Annotated in this window: 16 protein-coding genes (1 of these 16 cut by a window edge); 11 read left to right on the top strand and 5 right to left on the bottom strand. The window is 63.3% G+C overall.

The window, feature by feature from the left end; translation table 11 throughout:
• Positions 1 to 27: 27 nt before the first annotated feature.
• Positions 28 to 1,521 (bottom strand): FAD-dependent monooxygenase, encoded by a 1,494-nt coding sequence (locus NKJ46_RS30275; protein ID WP_352670314.1) that lies wholly within the window; start codon positions 1,519 to 1,521, stop codon positions 28 to 30.
• Between the two features lie 68 nt (positions 1,522 to 1,589).
• On the bottom strand, positions 1,590 to 2,075 hold the full coding sequence (locus NKJ46_RS30270; protein ID WP_352670311.1) for a MarR family winged helix-turn-helix transcriptional regulator: 486 nt from the start codon (positions 2,073 to 2,075) through the stop codon (positions 1,590 to 1,592).
• Between the two features lie 101 nt (positions 2,076 to 2,176).
• Between NKJ46_RS30270 and NKJ46_RS30265 the strand changes: the two genes are divergently transcribed.
• The gene (locus tag NKJ46_RS30265) at positions 2,177 to 3,064 is read left to right on the top strand and encodes a DMT family transporter (protein ID WP_352670308.1); all 888 of its coding nucleotides are present in this window, start codon (positions 2,177 to 2,179) and stop codon (positions 3,062 to 3,064) included.
• A gap of 51 nt (positions 3,065 to 3,115) precedes the next feature.
• Here NKJ46_RS30265 and ubiG read toward each other — a convergent pair whose 3' ends face one another.
• Entirely contained in the window at positions 3,116 to 3,865 is a 750-nt protein-coding gene (gene ubiG / locus NKJ46_RS30260) for a bifunctional 2-polyprenyl-6-hydroxyphenol methylase/3-demethylubiquinol 3-O-methyltransferase UbiG (protein WP_352670305.1), read from the bottom strand.
• A gap of 217 nt (positions 3,866 to 4,082) precedes the next feature.
• Here ubiG and NKJ46_RS30255 point away from each other — a divergent pair, with 217 nt between their 5' ends.
• From NKJ46_RS30255 to NKJ46_RS30215, 9 genes are all read left to right on the top strand, one after another.
• The gene (locus tag NKJ46_RS30255) at positions 4,083 to 4,649 is read left to right on the top strand and encodes a putative glycolipid-binding domain-containing protein (RefSeq protein WP_352670302.1); all 567 of its coding nucleotides are present in this window, start codon (positions 4,083 to 4,085) and stop codon (positions 4,647 to 4,649) included.
• Positions 4,650 to 4,846: 197 nt separating this feature from the next.
• Complete coding sequence (locus tag NKJ46_RS30250) at positions 4,847 to 6,100, top strand: aspartate kinase (protein ID WP_352670299.1); 1,254 nt, start codon at positions 4,847 to 4,849, stop codon at positions 6,098 to 6,100.
• 181 nt (positions 6,101 to 6,281) lie between these two features.
• A complete protein-coding gene (gene ptsP, locus NKJ46_RS30245; protein WP_292661374.1) occupies positions 6,282 to 8,552 on the top strand; it encodes a phosphoenolpyruvate--protein phosphotransferase in 2,271 nt (756 codons plus the stop codon).
• 8 nt (positions 8,553 to 8,560) lie between these two features.
• Positions 8,561 to 9,640, top strand: coding sequence for a peptide chain release factor 1 (prfA, locus tag NKJ46_RS30240; protein WP_352670295.1), 1,080 nt, complete (start codon positions 8,561 to 8,563; stop codon positions 9,638 to 9,640).
• Positions 9,633 to 10,511, top strand: coding sequence for a peptide chain release factor N(5)-glutamine methyltransferase (gene prmC, locus NKJ46_RS30235; protein WP_352670292.1), 879 nt, complete (start codon positions 9,633 to 9,635; stop codon positions 10,509 to 10,511). The genes prfA and prmC overlap by 8 nt, the downstream gene beginning before the upstream one ends.
• A 331-nt stretch (positions 10,512 to 10,842) precedes the next feature.
• Entirely contained in the window at positions 10,843 to 11,817 is a 975-nt protein-coding gene (locus tag NKJ46_RS30230; protein WP_352670289.1) for a DUF4167 domain-containing protein, read from the top strand.
• Between the two features lie 237 nt (positions 11,818 to 12,054).
• Positions 12,055 to 14,661, top strand: a complete 2,607-nt coding sequence (gene clpB, locus NKJ46_RS30225) for an ATP-dependent chaperone ClpB (RefSeq protein ID WP_352670287.1) — start codon at positions 12,055 to 12,057, stop codon at positions 14,659 to 14,661.
• 147 nt (positions 14,662 to 14,808) lie between these two features.
• On the top strand, positions 14,809 to 15,174 hold the full coding sequence (locus NKJ46_RS30220; protein ID WP_352670285.1) for an MmcQ/YjbR family DNA-binding protein: 366 nt from the start codon (positions 14,809 to 14,811) through the stop codon (positions 15,172 to 15,174).
• 236 nt (positions 15,175 to 15,410) lie between these two features.
• The gene (locus tag NKJ46_RS30215; RefSeq protein WP_352670361.1) at positions 15,411 to 16,892 is read left to right on the top strand and encodes a L,D-transpeptidase family protein; all 1,482 of its coding nucleotides are present in this window, start codon (positions 15,411 to 15,413) and stop codon (positions 16,890 to 16,892) included.
• 21 nt (positions 16,893 to 16,913) lie between these two features.
• Here the strand turns inward: NKJ46_RS30215 and NKJ46_RS30210 are convergent, their stop codons facing one another.
• A complete protein-coding gene (locus NKJ46_RS30210) occupies positions 16,914 to 17,546 on the bottom strand; it encodes a TMEM175 family protein (RefSeq protein ID WP_352670282.1) in 633 nt (210 codons plus the stop codon).
• Between the two features lie 168 nt (positions 17,547 to 17,714).
• Here NKJ46_RS30210 and NKJ46_RS30205 point away from each other — a divergent pair, with 168 nt between their 5' ends.
• On the top strand, positions 17,715 to 19,280 hold the full coding sequence (locus tag NKJ46_RS30205) for an MFS transporter (RefSeq protein ID WP_352670279.1): 1,566 nt from the start codon (positions 17,715 to 17,717) through the stop codon (positions 19,278 to 19,280).
• A gap of 17 nt (positions 19,281 to 19,297) precedes the next feature.
• Here NKJ46_RS30205 and NKJ46_RS30200 read toward each other — a convergent pair whose 3' ends face one another.
• Positions 19,298 to 20,395, bottom strand: partial view of a M23 family metallopeptidase gene (locus NKJ46_RS30200; RefSeq protein ID WP_352670276.1) — the 3' portion only. Its footprint extends 861 nt past the window's final position; 1,098 of the gene's 1,959 nt are visible here — the last part of the coding sequence; its start codon lies off the right edge, out of view; it ends in the stop codon at positions 19,298 to 19,300.

Here is a 20,395-nt window from a genome sequence, read left to right as displayed (position 1 = left end):
TCAAGAGCTAACTGGTTTTCGCGGCTTTTAGCCCGGTGGCCCGAACCAGGTGTTCATCGCGTCTTGAAGACCATCCTGCGTCCTGTCGCCTACCCAAGCAACATATCCATCGGGTCGGATTAAAACTGCGGTTGGAGCGGAGACCAAGCCTAGCCCAGGCAACTCCCATGGATCGTCACATTTGGCGTAAACCACCTTAATGCGGTCTGACCACGGCTTGACGTCGAAGCTGCCCGGCGCACCGAGATTCAAGAGCACTGGCCGCGCATTTTGGTGGAGCGCAAATACGCGCATAGGACCATCAGGCGTGGCCAGGTCGAGGTCAGGCATGCGGCGGCCGACCAGCGGATGCCCCTGGCCGAGGTCGTAATGGATACCAAGTCCGGACATCTCGGCAGCGATCCGTTTGCGAGTCTCCTCCATCCCAAGGAGCTCTGATACGATTTCACGCAAGGCTTCAGTGCGATCATCAGTACGTTGCAATGCGACCTGTGCCATTGTCGTTCGCAACACGCGGGCCGCAATCGGATGCCGCTCGATGTGATAAGTGTCGAGCAAGCCTTCAGGCGATGTTCCTTTCACCACTTGGGCCAACTTCCAACCGAGGTTCACCGCATCCTGCACACCGGTATTGAGGCCTTGTCCGCCCACCGGGGAATGCACATGGGCGGCATCGCCCGCCAAGAGAACCCGGCCCTTGCGGTAAGCCGCCGCCTGCCGCGACATGTCCGTGAACCTGGAAATCCAAGTTGGGCTATGGATTCCGTAATCTGTTCCGCATGCGGCGACGAGTGCTTCGCGGAGATCGCGCAGCGTGGGCTCGGTCGTGGCGCCGACACTCTTTTCAGTGACCATGACGCCTATGGGACCTTTATCGGCAAAGACGACCTTGCCGTCACGAATTTCGTACTCTTCCCTGCCGAAGGCATGGATGCCAAGTGCCGTGCGATGAATGCCCAGTGGCGGCTCCTCCGCCATCTCGGCCTCGGCGAGGATGCTGCTGGTCGTCGCATCCCATCCTCGAAACTCAATGCCAGCAGCTTTGCGGACCAGACTGCGGCCTCCATCACATCCGACGAGATAGCTTGCCCGCAGCGACGCTCCATCGGACAATTCGATGGTGACGCCGGCGTCGTCCTGCACGAAACACGTTAATTCACGGCCGCGATATGTCTGTACTGCCAGCTCGCTGACCCATCCAGCGAGAATGCGCTCAATGTGTTTCTGCCTCAGCGCCAGCCCGTAGTTGTGGCGGGTCGGAAAATCGCTGATGTCTAAACGCATCGCCGCGAATCCCGTGACTTGGGCTATTTGTCCTTCCGCGAGGAACCGGTCCACGATGCCGCGCTGATCGAAAACTTCGAGAGTGCGTGAGCTCAGGCCGCCAGCACGCGAACCGGCAAGCTCTTGGTTCGGGCGGCGTTCGACAATGGCTACGTCGATGCCTGCCAACGCCAACTCGCCTGCCAGGGTTAGGCCCGTCGGGCCTCCTCCGGCAATCACGACTGCATGTTCTGTCATCGGCAAACTCCCCTGGAGTTACGACTCCCAATGCAATGATCGCAGAGTCCTGGTGGTTGCCGTTTGGGTTAGTTCAGGCTCGCTATCAGTTTTTCGAGCAGGCGTGCGAGCATGATCTGCTCCGGGCGCGCTAACCCAGAAAGTATCTGGTGCTCGTTGGCGACGTGAGCGGTAACCGCCTCGTCGATCAGAGCGAGGCCCTTCCCGGTCAGTTGCACGACAATGCCACGGCGATCATCGGGATGCGGGCCGCGCTTGATCAGGCCGGATTTCTCGAGCCGATCGAGGCGGTTGGTCATCGCGCCCGACGTCACCATTGTCGCCTCGTAGAGAGCCGTCGGTGTCAGCGCGTATGGCGGCCCGGAACGACGCAGCGTCGCCAGCACATCGAATTCTCCGGATTGCAGCCCGTAACTTGCAAACAGCGGCGCCAGCCGCTCTCGTGCGATCAGCGAGGCGGCCTCGCTGAGGCGCCCGAGTACGGCCATCGGCGAGACATCGAGATCCGGCCGCTCCGTTTTCCATTGCTCGATCGCTTTTGCCGCGCGATCCATGTCTCTCACCGTTATGTATCTTGATGTAAAGAATCTTTATATTATCTTACCTCAGCTTGTGGTGTAGGCCAAGGGCCGCGGACGGGCGACGGGACGGTGCGATGAAATTTCTCTGGGACTCGGCGCTTGGCCTTCTGGTCGTCACCGGCGGACTGCTCGGCCTGACGCTGCCGTTCGGCAAGATCGCGACGGCGGCCGCCGTGCCCGCCATGGTCTGGGCCTTCGTCATCTCGCTTGGTGCCGGCGGCGTGCTTTTGTGCGCATTGCTGCTCAACGGCAAGCGCATGCGGCTTACGCCGCACAGACTGCGCTATTTCTTCGTCACCGCGGCCGTCTCCTATGCAATCCCCAATCTGCTGATGTTTTCAGCCATTCCGCATCTGGGTGCCGGCTACAGCGGCATCATGTTCACGCTGTCGCCGGTCGTCACGCTGGTGTTCTCGATGCTGCTCGGCGTCAGGCGCCCGACCATGCTGGGCGTTGTCGGCATTGCCGTCGGTTTCGTCGGCGCAGTCATGGTGGCGGTGACGCGCGGCGAAGCGGGCCAGCCGGCCGAATTTTTCTGGGTGGCGATGGGCCTGCTCATCCCGGTCAGCCTCGCCGCCGGCAATATTTACCGCACCGTCGACTGGCCCGAAGGCACCGGCCCGATCGAGCTTGCCGTCGGCAGTCATCTGGCAGCAGCCTTGATGCTGTTTTCCGGCATTCTGGTCCTGCTGGGCGGCAATGCATTCGGCTCGCTCGGCGGCGTGCCGCTGGTCGCTGCGGCACAGGTGGCATCAGCCTCGGCGATGTTCGCATTCTTCTTCCGGCTGCAAGCGGTCGGCGGCCCGGTCTATCTCAGCCAGATCGGCTATGTCGCGGCGGCGGTCGGGCTGTTTGCCGGGACCCTCTTCCTCGACGAGCGCTATCAATTGCTGACCTGGGCCGGTGCCGTCATCATCACCGCCGGCGTGTTCATCACCAAGGCGCAAAGCCAGAAGACATAGGGGCCAGAAGACATAGGGGCCAGAAGACATAGGGGCCAGAAGACGTAAGGTTCAGACGGATGCCTTCTCCGCCAGCACCATGTAGTTGACGTCCATGTCCTTCGAGCGCTGCCAGCGGTCGGCGAGCGGGCTGTAGGTGACCCCGGTGCGGTCGATGACGGTCAGGCCGGCGCCGGCAAGCGCTTTTTCGAGTTCCTCGGGGCGCACCAGCTTGCCGAACTGGTGGGTGCCGCGGGGCAGCCAGCGCAGCACATATTCGGCGCCGATGATGGCCAGGCCCAGGGCCTTCAGGGTGCGGTTGATAGTGGCGACGAACATGATGCCGCCAGGCTTGACCATCTCACCGCATTTGGCCAGGAACAGATCGACATCGGCGACATGCTCGACCACTTCCATGTTGAGGATGACGTCGAATTTTTCGCCGGCGTCGGCCAGATCTTCCGCGGTCGTGGCGCGGTAATCAACGCTCACGCCGACTTCCGCCGCATGCAGCTTGGCCACTTCGATGTTGGTGACTGAGGCATCGGCGCCGACCACTTCGGCGCCAAGCCGCGCCATCGGCTCGCACAACAGCCCGCCGCCGCAGCCTATGTCGAGGAAGCGCAGGCCTTCGAACGGCCGTGCCGCACGCGGATCGCGGCCGAAGCGGGTCGCCACCTGGTCGCGGATATAGGCAAGCCGGATCGGGTTGAACTTATGCAGCGGGCGGAACTTGCCGTTCGGGTTCCACCATTCGGCGGCAAGGGCGGAAAAGCGTTCCACCTCTCCGGCATCGATCGTCGATCGTCGGGGCTCTGGCATGGTTTGGTCTCCTCGGACGCTAGGAAGTCGGGCGCGAGGCTGCGAATGTCAAGGCGCGAAATTCACCGCCGGCGGCGCGATGCGCGCGATGCCTGCCGGCGCCGCCTTTTGCCGGCTGCATTTGTGTCAGCACGTGTCAGTTGATGGTGTGCCGGAAGGAAACACCTAGGCTCTGGCGGGCGAAGCAGAGACATCGTGTTCGAAGGAGTGCAAAACGATGCGGGCGGTAGCTTCCATTCTTTGGCGCCGGCTTGACCAGGAAGGCCACGACGCTTGCCTGCTGTCGGAAGCGAGTTCCGGGTGGAACCTCGGGGGACACGCGCTTTTCGTCCAGGACGGCAAGCCGTGCAGCATCGCCTACGAGGTGGACTGCGACGCCGATTGGCATACACGATCGGCGCGCGCCGACGGCTTTTTCGGCACGCAAGAGCTGCATTACAGGATCGATCGGCTGACCGAGCGCCAATGGGCGCTGAACGGCGAGCATCAAGCGGAAGTCGGCGGTCTCATCGATGTCGATCTCGGCTTCACGCCCGCCACAAACCTTGTGGCGCTTCGCCGTTTTGCCCTCGATGTCGGCATGGCGACGCCCGCCCCGGCAGCCTATCTGACATTTCCCGAACTCAGGCTCGTGCGCCTGGAACAGAGCTATCAGCGCGTCGATGCGGCACATTACGCCTATGCCGCCCCGATGTTCGGCTACAATGAGATGCTGGAGATCTCGCCGCTCGGTTTCGTCCTCGACTATCCGCGCCTGTGGAGAGCCACGGCACAGCTGGGCTGAGGCGCGCGTCATTTTGGCAAGAAGTATGCAAGCCCGATGCTGCGCTGGTGTGTCGCCCGGCCGGCAGCGGCGGCACGCCTTGCGAAACGACTGTCATTTGGCTAAGGAGGCCGCGCATTGAGCGCCCAGCCACAGCTTGGCGCATTTTTCGCTCTTCGGCCTTCGGTCCGGCATCCAGTCAAAGGCATTTCGCTTCCATGGCGCGCATCGTGATGAAATTCGGCGGAACGTCCGTCGCCGACATCGCCCGCATCCGCAATGTGGCGCGTCATGTCAAACGCGAGGTCGATGCCGGCCATGAGGTCGCCGTTGTGGTCTCGGCGATGGCCGGCAAGACCAACGAACTCGTGCAGTGGACGCGCGAAGCCTCGCCGATGCACGATGCGCGCGAATATGACGCCGTCGTCGCGTCCGGCGAGCAGGTCACCGCCGGCTTGCTGGCGATCGCGCTGCAGAATATCGGCGTGCATGCCCGCTCCTGGCAAGGTTGGCAGATCCCGATCAAGACCGACAACGCGCATGGTGCGGCGCGCATTCTCGATATCGACGGCGCGTTCCTGATCAAGCGCTTCGGCGAAGGCCAGGTGGCGGTGGTCGCCGGTTTCCAGGGCATCGGGCCGGACAACCGGATCGCAACGCTCGGCCGCGGCGGTTCTGATACCAGCGCTGTCGCCATCGCGGCGGCGGTCAACGCCGACCGGTGCGATATCTACACCGACGTCGACGGGGTCTACACGACCGATCCGCGCATCGAGCCCAAGGCGCGGCGGCTGGCCAAGATTTCCTTCGAGGAAATGCTCGAAATGGCCTCGCTCGGGGCCAAGGTCCTGCAGGTGCGCTCGGTCGAGCTTGCCATGGTGCACAGGGTGCGTACCTTTGTGCGGTCGTCCTTCGACGATCCCGATGCACCCGGAATGGGGGATTTGCTCAATCCGCCGGGAACGCTTATTTGCGACGAGGAAGAGATCGTGGAACAGCAGGTCGTCACCGGAATTGCCTATGCCAAGGACGAAGCGCAGATTTCACTGCGCCGCGTCGGCGACCGGCCGGGCGTCGCCGCCGGCATTTTCGGGCCGCTGGCCGAGGCCAACATCAACGTCGACATGATCGTCCAGAACATTTCCGAGGACGGCAAGTTCACCGACATGACCTTCACCGTGCCATCCGGCGACGTCGACAAGGCGCTTGCCGTGCTCGAGCGGCTGAAGGCGACGATCGGCTACGATGTGGTGCAGTCGGAAGCCGGCATGTCGAAGGTCTCTGTCATCGGCATCGGCATGCGCAGCCATGCCGGCGTCGCTGCCACCGCCTTCAAGGCGCTTGCCGACCGCACGATCAACATCCGCGCCATAACAACGTCCGAAATCAAGATTTCGATCCTGATCGACGGTCCCTATACGGAACTAGCAGTTCGCACTTTGCATTCCGTGTACGGTCTGGATAAGCAGTAGCCGACTGCATCGGCCCGAAAATCGGAGTCGATTCTCGGAAAGCAGGATGCAGCGGATCGAAAGTCTTGGAGCGGCCTTTATGCGTCCAATTGGACGATGGCGCTCTAATTGAGTTGTTGCGTTTGTGCCGCTGTGCAGGGCAACCTGCACCGGTTGAAACGCTATTGGAGAAGAAGCCGCGATGCGTGATTCGGCCAGCGGCCCGCGCGTTTTGCTGAAACGGCTCCGCGAGCTCATGCAAGAGCCGCTGGAGCCGCAGGAGCGGCTTGACCGAATCGTGCGCGACATCGCCTCCAACATGGTTGCCGAGGTCTGCTCGCTTTATGTTCTGCGCGCCGATTCGGTGCTCGAACTCTACGCCACCGAAGGCCTGAACCCGAACGCCGTCCACCTGGCGCAGCTCAGGCTGGGCCAAGGCCTGGTCGGCACGATCGCGGCCTCGGCGCGGCCGCTCAACCTCTCCAACGCGCAGGAGCATCCTGCCTTCGCCTACCTGCCGGAGACAGGGGAAGAGATATACAATTCCTTCCTCGGCGTGCCGGTGCTGCGGGCAGGGCGGACACTCGGCGTCCTGGTCGTGCAGAACAAGACCATGCGCCATTATCGCGACGACGAGGTCGAGGCGCTGGAAACGACGGCGATGGTGATCGCCGAGATGATCGCCACCGGCGATCTGGAGCGGCTGACAAGGCCCGGTCTCGAGCTCGATTTGCGCCGCCCGGTAAGCTTTACCGGCCTATCCTTCAACGAAGGCGTCGGGCTCGGCCATGTGGTGCTGCACGAGCCGCGCATCGTCGTCACCAATCTGTTCAACGAGGACAGCGAGGAAGAGGTCAGGCGGCTCGACGCGTCCCTCGGCTCGCTCAGGCTCTCTATCGACGACATGCTGGAGCGCCGCGACGTCGCCTTCGAGGGCGAGCATCGCCAGGTGCTCGAAGCCTATCGCATGTTCGCCAACGACCGCGGCTGGGTGCGCCGGCTCGAGGAGGCGATCCGCAACGGCCTGACGGCCGAAGCGGCGGTCGAAAAGGTGCAGAGCGACATGCGTGCCCGCATGCTGCACATGACCGATCCATACCTGCGCGAACGAATGAGCGATTTCGACGATCTCGCCAATCGGCTGCTGCGGCAGCTTATGGGGCGCGGTCCGGAGGACGTCGCGGCTTCGCTGCCCAAGGACGCCATCATCGTCGCCCGCTCCATGGGGGCTGCCGAGCTGCTCGATTATCCCAGGGACAAGCTGCGCGGGCTGGTGCTGGAGGACGGCGCCGCGACCAGCCATGTCGTCATCGTGGCGCGGGCCATGGGCATACCCGTCGCCGGCCAGATGAAGGGCGCCGTTTCCATGGCGGAAAACGGCGATGCCATCATCGTCGACGGCGAGGAAGGCGCGATCCATCTGCGCCCGCAGCCCGACCTCGAGGCGGCCTATGCCGAGAAAGTGCGCTTCAGGGCGCGGCGGCAGGAGGTCTACCGCGAACTGCGCAAGAAGCCGTCAGTGACCAAGGACGGTGTCCAGGTCGATCTTCTGATGAATGCCGGGCTGGCGGTCGATCTGCCGCAACTGGCCGAAGCGGGCGCGGCCGGCATCGGCCTGTTCCGCACCGAGCTGCAATTCATGGTCGCCTCGACCTTTCCGCGCGCCGAAGCCCAGGAGCGGCTCTATCGTGACGTGCTCGAAGCGGCACGCGGCAAGCCGGTGACGTTCCGCACCATCGATATCGGCGGCGATAAGGTGCTGCCCTATTTCAAGGGCTCGATCCAGGAAGAGAATCCGGCGCTCGGCTGGCGCGCCATCCGCCTGACGCTCGACCGGCCCGGATTGCTGCGCACCCAGATTCGCGCGCTGCTCAAGGCGTGCGGTGGACGCGAACTGAAGCTGATGCTGCCAATGGTGACCGAACTCGGCGAGATCGCGCAGGCGCGCGAGATCATCGATCGCGAGGTGCGGCATCTGTCGCGTTTTGCCCATCATTTGCCGACCAGCCTCAAGCTCGGGGCGATGCTGGAGGTGCCGTCGCTGCTGTTCCAGCTCGATGAACTGATGAAGGCGGTCGATTTCGTCTCGGTCGGCTCGAACGACCTGTTCCAGTTCGTCATGGCGGTGGATCGCGGCAACACCCAATTGTCCGACCGCTTCGACCCGCTCTCGACGCCGTTCCTGCGCGTCCTGAAGCAGATTGCCGACGCCGGGGCGCGCAACCATACGCCGGTGACCCTGTGCGGCGAACTTGCCGGCAAGCCGATTTCGGCGATGGCGCTGATCGGCCTTGGCTACCGCTCGATCTCGATGTCGCCGGCATCGATCGGCCCGGTCAAGGCGATGCTGACGGAACTGCCGCTCAGCGAGTTGGAAGCGTTCTTCGACGACAATCTGATGGCGCCGGCGCATGGCCTGCCGATGCGGGCGCTGCTGCAAGCCTTTGCCGACGACCGCTCTATACCGCTATAGACTTCGCCATGATCAACCTCCCCCGCGACCGTATGGATCAAGTCGTCAAGCGTTTCGACATGCTCGAAGCGCAGATGTCGGCCGGGCCGGCGCCGGACGCCTATGTCAGAATGGCCTCCGAATATGCCGACATCCAGGAGATGGCGGCAAAGATCAGGGCACTGCGCGCCGCGGAGCGCGAACAGGCCGATCTGGAGGCGATGCTCGCCGACAAGGGCACCGACGCCGAGATGCGCGCCTTGGCCGAGGCCGACCTGCCGGAGGTCAAGCATCGAATCGAGGCGCTGCAGAAGGACATCCAGATCCTGCTGTTGCCCAAGGATGCCGCCGACGACAAGAACGCCATCCTCGAAATCCGCGCCGGCACCGGCGGTGACGAGGCGGCGCTTTTCGCCGGCGACCTGTTTCGCATGTACGAGCGCTATGCCGCGGCGCATGGCTGGCGTTTCGAGACGGTGTCGGCCAGCGAGGGTGAGGTCGGCGGCTACAAGGAAATCATCGCCACCGTTTCGGGTAAGGGCGTCTTTGCCCATCTGAAGTTTGAATCCGGCGTGCACCGGGTGCAGCGCGTGCCGACGACCGAGGCGGGCGGACGCATCCATACCTCGGCGGCGACTGTCGCGGTGCTGCCGGAAGCCGAAGAGGTCGATATCGAGATCAGGGCAGAAGATATCCGCATCGACACGATGCGCGCCTCGGGTTCCGGCGGCCAGCATGTCAACACCACCGATTCGGCCGTGCGCATCACCCATCTGCCGACCGGCATCATGGTGGTGCAGGCGGAAAAATCGCAGCACCAGAACCGGGCGAAGGCCATGCAGATCCTGCGCGCCAGGCTCTATGATCTCGAGCGCAGCAAGGCGGACGAGGAACGCTCCGAATCGCGCAAGTCGCAGGTCGGCTCGGGCGACCGATCGGAACGCATCCGCACCTATAATTTTCCGCAGGGTCGCGTCACCGACCATCGCATCAACCTGACGCTCTACAAGCTTGACCGGGTGATGATGGGCGAGCTCGACGAGATCGTCGACGCGCTGATCGCCGATCACCAGTCGAAGCTGCTCGCCGATATCGGCATCGATGGCTGACAGCCTGCCCGCCACGCTGGCGCCGCTGCTGCGGGAGGCGCGAAACCGGCTCACCGCAGCCGGGGTTGCGGATCCGGCGCTCGACGCCAGGCTGATCGTCGAGCATCTTTCCGGCACCAGTCGCACGCAGGCCATCGCCGATCCCGGGCACGCGGTCGATGCGGACGTGACGGCGGTAATCGAAGCCGCCTTGCGACGGCGCATCGCCGGCGAGCCGGTACACCGGATCCTCGGCTATCGCGAATTCTACGGCTTGCGCCTGTCGCTTTCGCCGCAAACGCTGGAGCCGCGGCCGGATACCGAAACGCTGGTCGAGGCTATACTGCCCTTCGTCAAAGCAATGGCGGCTCGCGAAGGCGGCTGCCGCATCCTCGATCTAGGGACCGGCACCGGTGCCATCGCGCTGGCGCTGCTCAGCGCCGTTCCGGCCGCGACCGCCACCGGCGTCGACGTTTCGCAGGAGGCGCTGGCCACAGCCATGCGTAATGCCGGGGAATTGGGGCTCGCCGGCCGGTTCACGGCGCTCAAATCCGACTGGTTTGAAAAAGTTTCTGGCCGGTACCATGTAATTGTCGCAAACCCTCCCTATATACCTTCAGACGACATTGGAAATCTGCAGGACGAGGTCCGCGGTTTCGATCCACGCCAGGCCCTCGATGGCGGCGTGGACGGTCTGAGCCCCTACAGGAAGATCGCCGCAGGAGCGGCAGCGTATTTGGAACTCCAAGGCAGGATTGCGGTCGAGATCGGCCATACGCAGCACCAACAGGTTACGGAGATATTCTCCGCGGCCGGGTACCGTTCGGTCGGGGCGTTTCGTGATCTCGGCGGAATCGACAGAGTTCTTGTGTTCGAACGGTGGAAGCCGTGATGCAGTGCGAAAAAAGCGCTTGGCAATACCGGGGAATGCGGCTAGGGTCGCCATAACCGGATGAGACGAAGCAGGCAGTGCTCTTAGCGATTCGGTTTTCCTTGGAAATAGCTGCCTTCTTGCGCAAACGACGCCCAAGCTTCGTGCGGGAATCGTCCGGCAAGTGAAGTAACCGGAACAGGATGGCACGTGGCGCCAACGCAATTGATGCGGGCGAACGCCGGTGAAGGAACGAAACGGCTGGCCGCATGAGCGCCTCCGTTCGTGAAGAGTTTTTCGAAAATTTCAAAGTGAAGAGAGTCTAATGAGGCCACAACAGCAAAACAGGCGCATGCGCGGTCGCAACAACAATGGCGGCGGCGGCAACAACAATAACAACAACAATCGTAAGGGGCCGAATCCCCTGACGCGCAACTACGAGAGCAACGGCCCGGACGTGAAGATCCGCGGATCGGCTCAGCAGATTGCCGAGAAGTACGCAACCCTTGCCCGTGACGCGCAAAGCTCCGGCGACCGGGTGATGGCGGAAAACTATCTCCAGCATGCAGAACACTATAACCGCATCATCGCAGCCGCTCAGGCGCAGATGCCGATCCAGAACGCCCAGCAGAATCGCGACGATTTCGACGATGATGGCGACGAGGATCGCGACGAGTTCGACAATGCCGGCAACAACAATGCCAACGAGACGTCGGGTTCGACCGTCAATCACGGGGCCGGCCCGCAGCCGGTCATCGATGGCACGCCGGCCGAACTGGCGCTGAACCAGGAAAACAGCCGCGACAATCGGGGCGGTCGCGACAACCGTGACGGCCGCGACAACAATGGCGGACGCCACCGCGACCGTCGTCCCAACGGCGGTTACGGCCAGAACGGCCAGCGCGGCGAGTATGGCGCGCGCGGCGAGCAGGGTGGCCAGCGCATCGAACAGCCACGGCGCGACGAGACGCCGGCGCAGGCGGAGCCCGTACCGGCCGCTGAACCGGACTTTGTGGGTGAGCCCGCACCGCAATTCGACAATTTTTCGCCGGCGGGTCTCGCCGCCCAGGCCGAGCTCAACGAAGCCGCTGCCGAAAACAGCCCGGCCCGCCGCCCCAGGCGTCCGCGTCGCCCGCGCCTCGATGTCGAACAGGCAAATGGCGGCAACGACAACGCCGGCCCTGAGAGTGCCGAGACAAGCAATGCCAAGACGGGCAATGCCGAGACTGGCAATACCGAGACTGGCAATACCGACGCTGGGAATGTCGATGCAGCGCCGGCTGAAGGCCCCGGCGGTCAAGCTGTGATCGCAGACGTCGAGAATTGATCGAAAAAACGTTCAGCCGACCTTAGCGCATCCTTTACCCTGGACGGCGGAGAGAAATCTCCGCCGTTTTGTTTTGTGCGCTCGCGATATTATGCGTCCGCCAGTGTCGAGGCGTCTTGAGGGTCCGTGGTTTGCGTCCCATATCTTGCGTGAACAGGATCCGGCTCGAACGGGCGGGTCCGTCACCGCAATCTGATCCGGTGCCGCGAAGCGGGCCGGTGACGGAAGGAGACAGGCATGAATCTTGAAAAATATTCCGAGCGTGTGCGCGGCTTTATCCAGTCCGCGCAAACCATGGCGCTTTCCCGCAATCACCAGCAATTCACCCCCGAACATATCCTTAAGGTCCTTGTCGATGACGACGAAGGCCTCGCTGCGTCGCTGATCGAGCGCGCCGGCGGCAATGTCCGTGACGTCAAGCTCGGCGTTGAGACGGCACTGGAGGCAATGCCCAAGGTCGAGGGCGGCAATGGCCAGCTCTATCTGGCGCAGCCGCTGGCAAAGGTGTTTTCGACCGCCGAGGAACTGGCCAAGAAGGCCGGTGACAGCTTCGTCACCGTCGAACGGCTATTGCAGGCGCTGGCCATGGAAAAATCGGCCAAGACCGCCGACATCCTGTCAAAGGCGGGTGTCACGCCGCAGGCGCTGAACCAGGTCATCAACGACGTACGCAAAGGTCGCACCGCCGATTCGGCGAGCGCCGAGCAGGGCTACGACGCGCTGAAGAAATATGCGCGCGACCTGACGGCCGACGCTCGCGCGGGCAAGCTCGATCCGGTCATCGGCCGTGATGACGAAATCCGCCGCACCATCCAGGTGCTGTCGCGTCGCACCAAAAACAACCCGGTGCTGATCGGCGAACCCGGCGTCGGCAAGACGGCGATCGCCGAAGGGCTGGCGCTGCGCATCGTCAATGGCGACGTGCCGGAATCACTCAAGGACAAGCAACTGATGGCGCTCGACATGGGCTCGCTGATCGCCGGCGCCAAATACCGCGGCGAGTTCGAGGAGCGGCTGAAGGCGGTGCTTTCCGAAGTCACGTCTGCGGCCGGCGGCATCATCCTGTTCATCGACGAGATGCACACGCTCGTCGGCGCCGGCAAGGCGGATGGCGCCATGGATGCGTCGAACTTGCTGAAGCCGGCGCTGGCCCGCGGTGAACTGCACTGCGTCGGCGCCACCACGCTCGACGAATACCGCAAGCATGTCGAGAAGGATGCGGCCCTTGCCCGCCGCTTCCAGCCGGTCTTCGTCAATGAGCCGACGGTCGAAGACACCGTCTCGATCCTGCGCGGCCTGAAAGAGAAATACGAGCAGCACCACAAGGTGCGCATCTCGGATTCGGCACTGGTCGCGGCCGCAACCCTGTCCAACCGCTACATCGCTGACCGCTTCCTGCCGGACAAGGCGATCGACCTCGTCGACGAGGCCGCGTCGCGGCTCCGCATGCAAGTCGATTCGAAGCCCGAGGCGCTGGACGAGATCGACCGCCGCATCATGCAGCTCAAGATCGAGCGCGAGGCGCTCAAGGTCGAGAAGGACGATGCCTCGAAGGACCGGCTCGCCCGGCTCGAGAAGGAACTCTCGAACCTCGAGGAGGAATCGACCGAGCTGACCTCGAAATGGCAGGCCGAGAAGCAGAAGCTCGGGCTTGCCGCCGACCTCAAGAAGCAGCTCGACGAGACGCGCAACGAACTTGCCATTGCCCAGCGCAAGGGCGAATTCCAGCGCGCCGGCGAACTTGCCTATGGCAAGATCCCGGAACTCGAAAAGCAGCTGCAGCAGGCCGAAGCCAGGGATGGCAAGGCCGGCATGGTCGAGGAAGTGGTCGGCCCCGACCACGTCGCCCATATCGTCTCGCGCTGGACGGGGATCCCGGTCGACAAGATGCTGGAAGGCGAGCGCGACAAGCTGTTGCGCATGGAAGACGAGATCGGCAAGCGAGTCGTCGGCCAGGGCGAGGCGGTGCAGGCAGTGTCGAAAGCCGTACGCCGTGCGCGCGCCGGCCTGCAGGATCCGAACCGGCCGCTCGGCTCGTTCATGTTCCTCGGGCCGACGGGCGTCGGCAAGACCGAATTGACCAAGGCGCTGGCCAGCTTCCTGTTCGACGACGAGAGCGCCATGGTGCGTATCGACATGTCGGAGTTCATGGAGAAGCACTCGGTCGCCCGGCTGATCGGCGCGCCTCCCGGCTATGTCGGCTATGAGGAAGGCGGCGCGCTGACCGAAGCGGTACGGCGCCGGCCCTATCAGGTCGTGCTGTTCGACGAGATCGAAAAGGCGCATCCGGACGTCTTCAACGTGCTGCTGCAGGTGCTCGACGACGGCCGGCTGACCGACGGGCAGGGCCGCACTGTCGACTTCCGCAATACGCTGATCATCATGACGTCCAATCTCGGCGCCGAATATCTGGTCAATCTTAGCGAGGACCAGGATGTCGACGTCGTGCGCGACGAGGTGATGAATGTCGTCAGGGCTTCGTTCCGGCCGGAATTCCTCAACCGCATCGACGAGGTGATCCTGTTCCACCGGCTGCGCCGCCAGGATATGGGCCAGATCGTCCAAATCCAGCTCAAGCGGCTGGAAAACCTGCTTGTCGACCGCAAGATATCGCTTTCGCTCGATCAGGAGGCGATCGACTGGCTGGCGGCCAAGGGTTACGACCCGGCCTATGGCGCGCGGCCGCTGAAGCGGGTGATGCAGAAGGAATTGCAGGACCCGCTGGCGGAAAAGATCCTGCTCGGCGAGATCCTCGATGGCTCGACCGTCAAGGTCACCGCTGGATCCGACCGCTTGAACTTCCGCTCGAAGCCCGCAGTCGTGGCAACCGAGGCGGCCGCCTGAGTTCAAGCTAAGACCTGTTCCATCCCGATGGAATCGGGATGGAATTCCTATCTTCAATCTTGACCATGATCTTTTCCGAAAAATCGGCATCCGCTTTTTGCTAAGCCGACCTTTGGTTCATGGTCCTACACCACTGGCGGGGCGCAGATGACGTTGGACGACTACAACAGTTTCTGCGCCTCGCTGCCTTCGACGACCCATGTCGTGCAGTGGGGCGGCGCCCATGTCTGGAAAGTCGGCGGCAAAGTCTTCGCAATCGGCGGCTGGAGTGAAGGCAAGGAGCCGTTCGTCACCTTCAAATGCTCCGATATCGCCTATGATGTGCTGAGGGAACAGCCGGGCCTTCGGCCGGCGCCGTATCTCGCCTCGCGCGGCATGAAATGGATCCAGCGCCGGACAAGCGAAAGCATGGATGATGAGGCGCTGAAGGATTATCTGCGCGAAAGCCACCGTCTTGTGGCGCTGAAGCTGACGAAGCAGGCGCGCAAGGAGTTGGGGCTCACTGTCGTCTGATCGGTCAGAAATCCGCCATCTTCATGCCCGGTTCATATTGGAACCTTATGGTTGACAACTGATTTGCCGTCGAAGGGGTTCGCCTGCCGCATCGGCCCGAAGATCGAATTCGATGTTCGGAAAGCACGTGCGGAGATTCAGGTGTTGGAGCGACCTTGCGCGTCCGAAAGGACGCGCGGCGCTCTGAGGGGACAACGCCGACGGCGGCATTTACGGACCGGAGAATCTTGGCCACCATGTTGCGCACCATCTTCACCCTTTCAGCGCTTGCTGCCGGGCTGCTGGCGTCTAATGCGATGGCCTCACCGCTGGCGGACACCGTACCGGGGGTTGTTCGCGCTGCCGATACGGGCGGCGTTCTGATCGCCCAGAACGGCAATCTCGATATCTACTACGACGCCAGGGGAAACCGCGTCATCGTCGATGCGGAGACCGGCAAGGTTGTCGCCATCCAGCCGCCGCAGACCAGGCTCGACCGCCGTGCCTTGCGCCGTGAGCGCTTGCGCAATCTCGGACCGGTCGAGGACGACCGCTATTATCTCGACGACCCGCAGGACATGGCGCGCTACCGCCGCAGGCAGTTGGAAGACGAGGGCAGGATCATCGTGCCGCCGGCCGACGACTACGATCTTAATGGCGACAATTCGGTGGAAGCGTTCCCCGAAGCGCCACCGGATGACGGCTACGGCAACGATTATCCGGAGGCAGCGCAGCCGGTGAAGCCGCGCACCATCGAGCGCCAGCCGCTCAACGAGGCCTCGATCGAGCCGGTCGAGCCGACAGTGCCGAACGAGCAGGCGGCCTTGCCGCCAGACACAGCCTCGCCGCCAAACACTGGCGGCAAGACGGCGGTCGACCCGTCGCTTGCGCTCGGCGCCCGCGAGGACGTGGCGGCGCTGCAGGTGCTGCTCGACCGTGCCGGTGCGTCGCCCGGCGTCATCGACGGACGGTTCGGCTCGAATGTCGACAAGGCGCTCGCCGCCTATAATGAGATCACCGGCAGCAATCTGAAGTCGACCGACGCGATCGGCATCCAGGCCGCCCTGGCGCAATCCGGCGGCGATGCCTTCGCCTCCTATACGATCACGCCCGAGGATGCGGCCGGTCCCTATGTCGCATCGATACCGGAGGACTACAGCCAAAAGGCCCAGCTCGATCGCATGGGCTACACGTCGGTGCCCGAAGCGCTGGCCGAGCGCTTCCACATGGACGAGGCCTATCTGAAATCGCTCAATCCGGAGGCCAATTTCAATCGTCCAGGCACCATCATCAAGGTCGCCAATTTCGGGAGGCTGGTGGCGACGCCGGTGGCGCGCATCATCGCCGACAAGGCCAACAAGCAGGTCCGCGCCTATGATGCGGCGGGCAAGCTGGTCGCAGCCTATCCGGCGACTATCGGCTCGTCGGACACGCCGTCGCCGTCCGGCACGCATACGGTGTCGCGTGTCGCGCTGGACCCGAACTACACTTACAACCCGAACATCAATTTCAAGCAGGGCGAAAACGACAGGATCCTGACCATCCCGCCGGGGCCGAACGGCCCGGTCGGCTCGGTCTGGATTGCGCTGGACAAGCCGACCTACGGCATTCACGGCACGCCGGATCCGTCAAAGATCGGCAAGACTGAGAGCCATGGCTGCGTGCGGCTGACCAATTGGGATGCGCGCGAGCTGGCCAAGATCGTGACGCCCGGCGTTATCGTGGAGTTCGTCGAGTAAAGCGCAACGCCTTCGCTCGAATCACCCGATGACCTTGCGCAGCAGTGGCGCGTGCAGCGCTGCGGCATAGATCAACTGCATCACCAGGATAAAGCCGACGCTGAGCAACGGGCTGATCAGGCACAGTGTCGCGCCGACGGCCCACAGGATCTGTGCCTTGACGATGCGCAGATAGACCGTTCGGGTGGTCTCCGCGTCGACACCTTCGGCCAGAAATCCGTTCTTGTCCGCATAGCGCCAACTGGCGAGCAGCGTCAGGCCGAGCATCAAAAGATTGAGCCAGTAGACGATCACCGCAGTCCTGAATTCGAGGAAGTCGGCGAGAAGGTCGGTCGAGAACGGCAGCAAGGCGATGAAGCCGAGGAAGCAGAGGTTCAGCGTGGCAAGCCGCCGGTCGGATTTTGCGATCAGCCCGTGTTGCGCCTGCTGGCCGAACCAGAAGATGGTCAGCGTCAGGAAGCTGAGCGCATAGGTCAGGAAGCGCGGTGCCAGTGCTGTGATCGCGGTGATCAACTCGCGTTCGGAATGCACCGTTTCATGCGCCGGCACCCTGATCTCGAGAACGATCAGGGTGAGCGCGATGGCGAACACGCCGTCGGTGATGCCGACGACGCGCCCGCGCCCTTCCGCCGAGGGTTCGAGCGGTCGTTTCATGCGGTATTTCCCCCCTTGTCCGTGGCGCTGCGAGAAGCTTAGCACGGCATCTGTCGTTTGCACCCGGAGCGCCGTGATCCTGCCTGTATGGCCAGGTTGGCCTGGTTTCAACGAGAACACCGTGCTGGCCGGTTGTCGCCGGCGCGCCGGCGATCTAGGTAAGGCGGCATGCACACGCCAACCAAAGTCGGTACCGGCGCCGTTCCCCTGACCGGCTCGCTTCCCGCCGATACGTTCTGTCCGCAGGCACAGCGGCGGTTCGTGCTGATCGCCGCGATCCTGGCTTCCGCGCTCGGCTTCATCGACGGGTCGGTCCTGGCCATTGCGACGCCGGCGATCCGCGTCGACCTCGGCGCCAGCCTCGCCGAGGCACAATGGATTTCCAATGCCTATGCATTGACGCTTTCAGCCCTCATTCTCGTCGGCGGCGCCGCCGGCGATCGCTTCGGCCTGCGCCACTCTTTCGTCGCCGGCATCGTCCTGTTCATTGCCGCCTCGCTTGCCTGTGCGCTGGCGCCTAACCCGGCAGTGCTGATTGCATTTCGGGCTATCCAGGGTGTCGGAGCGGCCATCATGGTGCCGGGCAGCCTGGCCATTATCGCCAAAGCGTATCCGAAAAAGGAACGCGGCCGGGCGATCGGCATCTGGGCCGCGGCATCGGCACTGACGACGGCGCTCGGCCCGGTGCTGGGCGGCTTCGTGCTGTCAGCGTTCGGCGACGGCATCTGGCGGGCGATCTTCGCCATCAATCTGCCGCTCGGTCTTATCTCGATCTATCTTCTGCTGGCCAAGGTCCCTGCCGACGCGCCGGCGGAAAAGCGCAGCCTCGATCTCGGCGGGGCTGCACTCGCCATATTGGCGTTCGGAGCTCTCGCTTACGGCCTGACCTCGATGAGCGGCGACGGGGAGGGGCTGATGTCCGGCCCGAGTATTGTCGCCGGTGCAGTTTTGCTCGTCATGTTCATCGTCTTCGAGCGCCGGCGGCGCGAGCCGATGATCGATCTGTCGCTGTTTCGGATCGGCGCGTTCGCGGGCGCCAATGTGGCGACCTTCTTCCTTTATTTCGCGCTGTCGGCCAATCTGTTCTATCTGCCGATGCTCATGATCGCCGGATGGGGGCTGAGCGCGGCCGAGGTCGGCTTCATATTCCTGCCGTTGTCGGCACTGATCGCACTGTTGTCCGGACCGGTCGGCCAGTGGTCCGACCGCATCGGGCCTCGCTTTCCGATCGCCAGCGGCAGTCTGGTTGTGGCTCTTGCCTTTGCCGGACTTGCCTTGCTGGCCTATTGGGGCATCCACAATTTCTGGCTGGGGGTATTCCCGCTGATGGCGTTGATGGGGTTCGGCATGGCGCTGGTGGTATCGCCGCTGTCGACCGCCATCATGACGGCGGTCGAGGACAAGGATACGGGTGCGGCCTCGGGCATCAACAACGCCGTTTCGCGCATCGGCGGCCTGATCGCCGTGGCGGCGATGGGATCGCTGGCGGCCTGGGTTTACGCTGGCGTGCTCGGCACCGGTGCCGGCTCCGGCATTCCGGGTTTCGGCGAACCGCCGCCAGCCGGCCTGGCGCCCGGCCTCGATGCGGCGCGACTTGCCGCCAGCGACGCGGCATTCGCCGCCGTTGCCGCAGTGACCGCGCTGCTTTGCCTGCTTTCGGCAATCACTGCGTGGACGACGGTTTCGGGCGAGCGGCTGCCATGGGCGCGCGACACGGCGAATCAGCAGGGCTGACGACGAAAAACGTCGGCTCAGCCTTCGATCTTGGCGCTCGCGACCTTCAATTGATTGCTGTCTTCCTGCTTGAGCAGGTCGTCGATGCGTTCCCGCTCGCGCTTGAAGGCGACGAGGTCGTCGCCCTTCAGCGTCTTGCCGACCGGCAGGCGGACGCGCATCGAATCGACCTTGGTGCCGTTGACGATCAGTTCGTAATGAAGATGCGGACCGGTGGAGAGGCCGGTTGAGCCGAGATAGCCGATAACCTGACCCTGGCGAACGCGAACACCCGGCTCGATGCCTTTGGCAAAGGCGCTCTGGTGATTGTAGGACGTCTCGTAGCCATTGGCGTGACGCAAGATGATCTGCTTGCCATAGCCGCCGGCCCAGCCGGCCTTTTCGACGACGCCGTTGCCCGCGGCAATGATCGGCGATCCCACGGGAGCTGCCCAGTCGGTGCCGGTGTGCATTTTCACATACCCCAAAATGGGGTGACGCCTGGCACCGAACCCGGACGTAAACCGGCCATTGGGCAAGGGATTGCGCAGCAGAAACTGCTCGGCGCTGCTGCCGTTTTCGTCGAAGTAGTCGGTGCTGCCGTCCTGCATCTGGAAACGGTAGAAATTTCGCGTCGTGCCGCCGAAAGTCGCGGAGACGTAAAGCAGCTCGGATTCGTCGGACGCCTGGTCGTCGCCATCGGGCTGCGAGAACAGCACCTCGATGCGGTCCGTAGGATTGAGGCGCGACTGAAAGTCGACACTGGATGCCAGCAACTTGATCAGCCGTTGCGTCATCGCCTTGGACATGCCGTAGGAATAGGCGGTGCGGTAGATGCCGTCATAGACATTCGGCAGATTGCCGCGCACTACGGGCGCAGGCGAATCGTCGAACGCCGTCAGCAATTCGGGATTCGGCTCCGGCTCCTGCGCCGGCACGTACTGGTCATGGTCGTCGAGCGCGATGGTGACGATGTGCTGGGTCCTGTCATAAACGCTGGTGCGAACGATCTTGGCGGCGTCGCCATGGACCTCGAGCCCAACGCGCAGCACGGTTCCTGCCTTGAGGGCCGTGGCATTCAGCAATTTGGCGATCGCCTCGGCCATGCCGGTGGCATCCTCGCCGGTATAGCCTGA

The sequence above is a fragment of the Mesorhizobium sp. M0166 genome, from assembly GCF_040322255.1.
Classification (GTDB): Bacteria; Pseudomonadota; Alphaproteobacteria; order Rhizobiales; family Rhizobiaceae; genus Mesorhizobium.
This window is presented reverse-complemented; position numbering and strand designations above follow the sequence as displayed.

Bases quoted from the DNA above. Each gene is read 5' to 3' on its own strand.
- NKJ46_RS30205 (WP_352670279.1), top strand. From the start codon at position 17,715: ATGCACACGCCAACCAAAGTCGGTACCGGCGCCGTTCCCCTGACCGGC.
- NKJ46_RS30220 (WP_352670285.1), top strand. From the start codon at position 14,809: ATGACGTTGGACGACTACAACAGTTTCTGCGCCTCGCTGCCTTCGACG.
- NKJ46_RS30255 (WP_352670302.1), top strand. From the start codon at position 4,083: ATGCGGGCGGTAGCTTCCATTCTTTGGCGCCGGCTTGACCAGGAAGGC.
- NKJ46_RS30215 (WP_352670361.1), top strand. From the start codon at position 15,411: ATGTTGCGCACCATCTTCACCCTTTCAGCGCTTGCTGCCGGGCTGCTG.
- prmC (WP_352670292.1), top strand. From the start codon at position 9,633: ATGGCTGACAGCCTGCCCGCCACGCTGGCGCCGCTGCTGCGGGAGGCG.
- ptsP (WP_292661374.1), top strand. From the start codon at position 6,282: ATGCGTGATTCGGCCAGCGGCCCGCGCGTTTTGCTGAAACGGCTCCGC.
- ubiG (WP_352670305.1), bottom strand. From the start codon at position 3,865: ATGCCAGAGCCCCGACGATCGACGATCGATGCCGGAGAGGTGGAACGC.
- NKJ46_RS30250 (WP_352670299.1), top strand. From the start codon at position 4,847: ATGGCGCGCATCGTGATGAAATTCGGCGGAACGTCCGTCGCCGACATC.
- NKJ46_RS30230 (WP_352670289.1), top strand. From the start codon at position 10,843: ATGCGCGGTCGCAACAACAATGGCGGCGGCGGCAACAACAATAACAAC.
- NKJ46_RS30265 (WP_352670308.1), top strand. From the start codon at position 2,177: ATGAAATTTCTCTGGGACTCGGCGCTTGGCCTTCTGGTCGTCACCGGC.
- NKJ46_RS30275 (WP_352670314.1), bottom strand. From the start codon at position 1,521: ATGACAGAACATGCAGTCGTGATTGCCGGAGGAGGCCCGACGGGCCTA.
- prfA (WP_352670295.1), top strand. From the start codon at position 8,561: ATGATCAACCTCCCCCGCGACCGTATGGATCAAGTCGTCAAGCGTTTC.
- NKJ46_RS30270 (WP_352670311.1), bottom strand. From the start codon at position 2,075: ATGGATCGCGCGGCAAAAGCGATCGAGCAATGGAAAACGGAGCGGCCG.
- clpB (WP_352670287.1), top strand. From the start codon at position 12,055: ATGAATCTTGAAAAATATTCCGAGCGTGTGCGCGGCTTTATCCAGTCC.
- NKJ46_RS30210 (WP_352670282.1), bottom strand. From the start codon at position 17,546: ATGAAACGACCGCTCGAACCCTCGGCGGAAGGGCGCGGGCGCGTCGTC.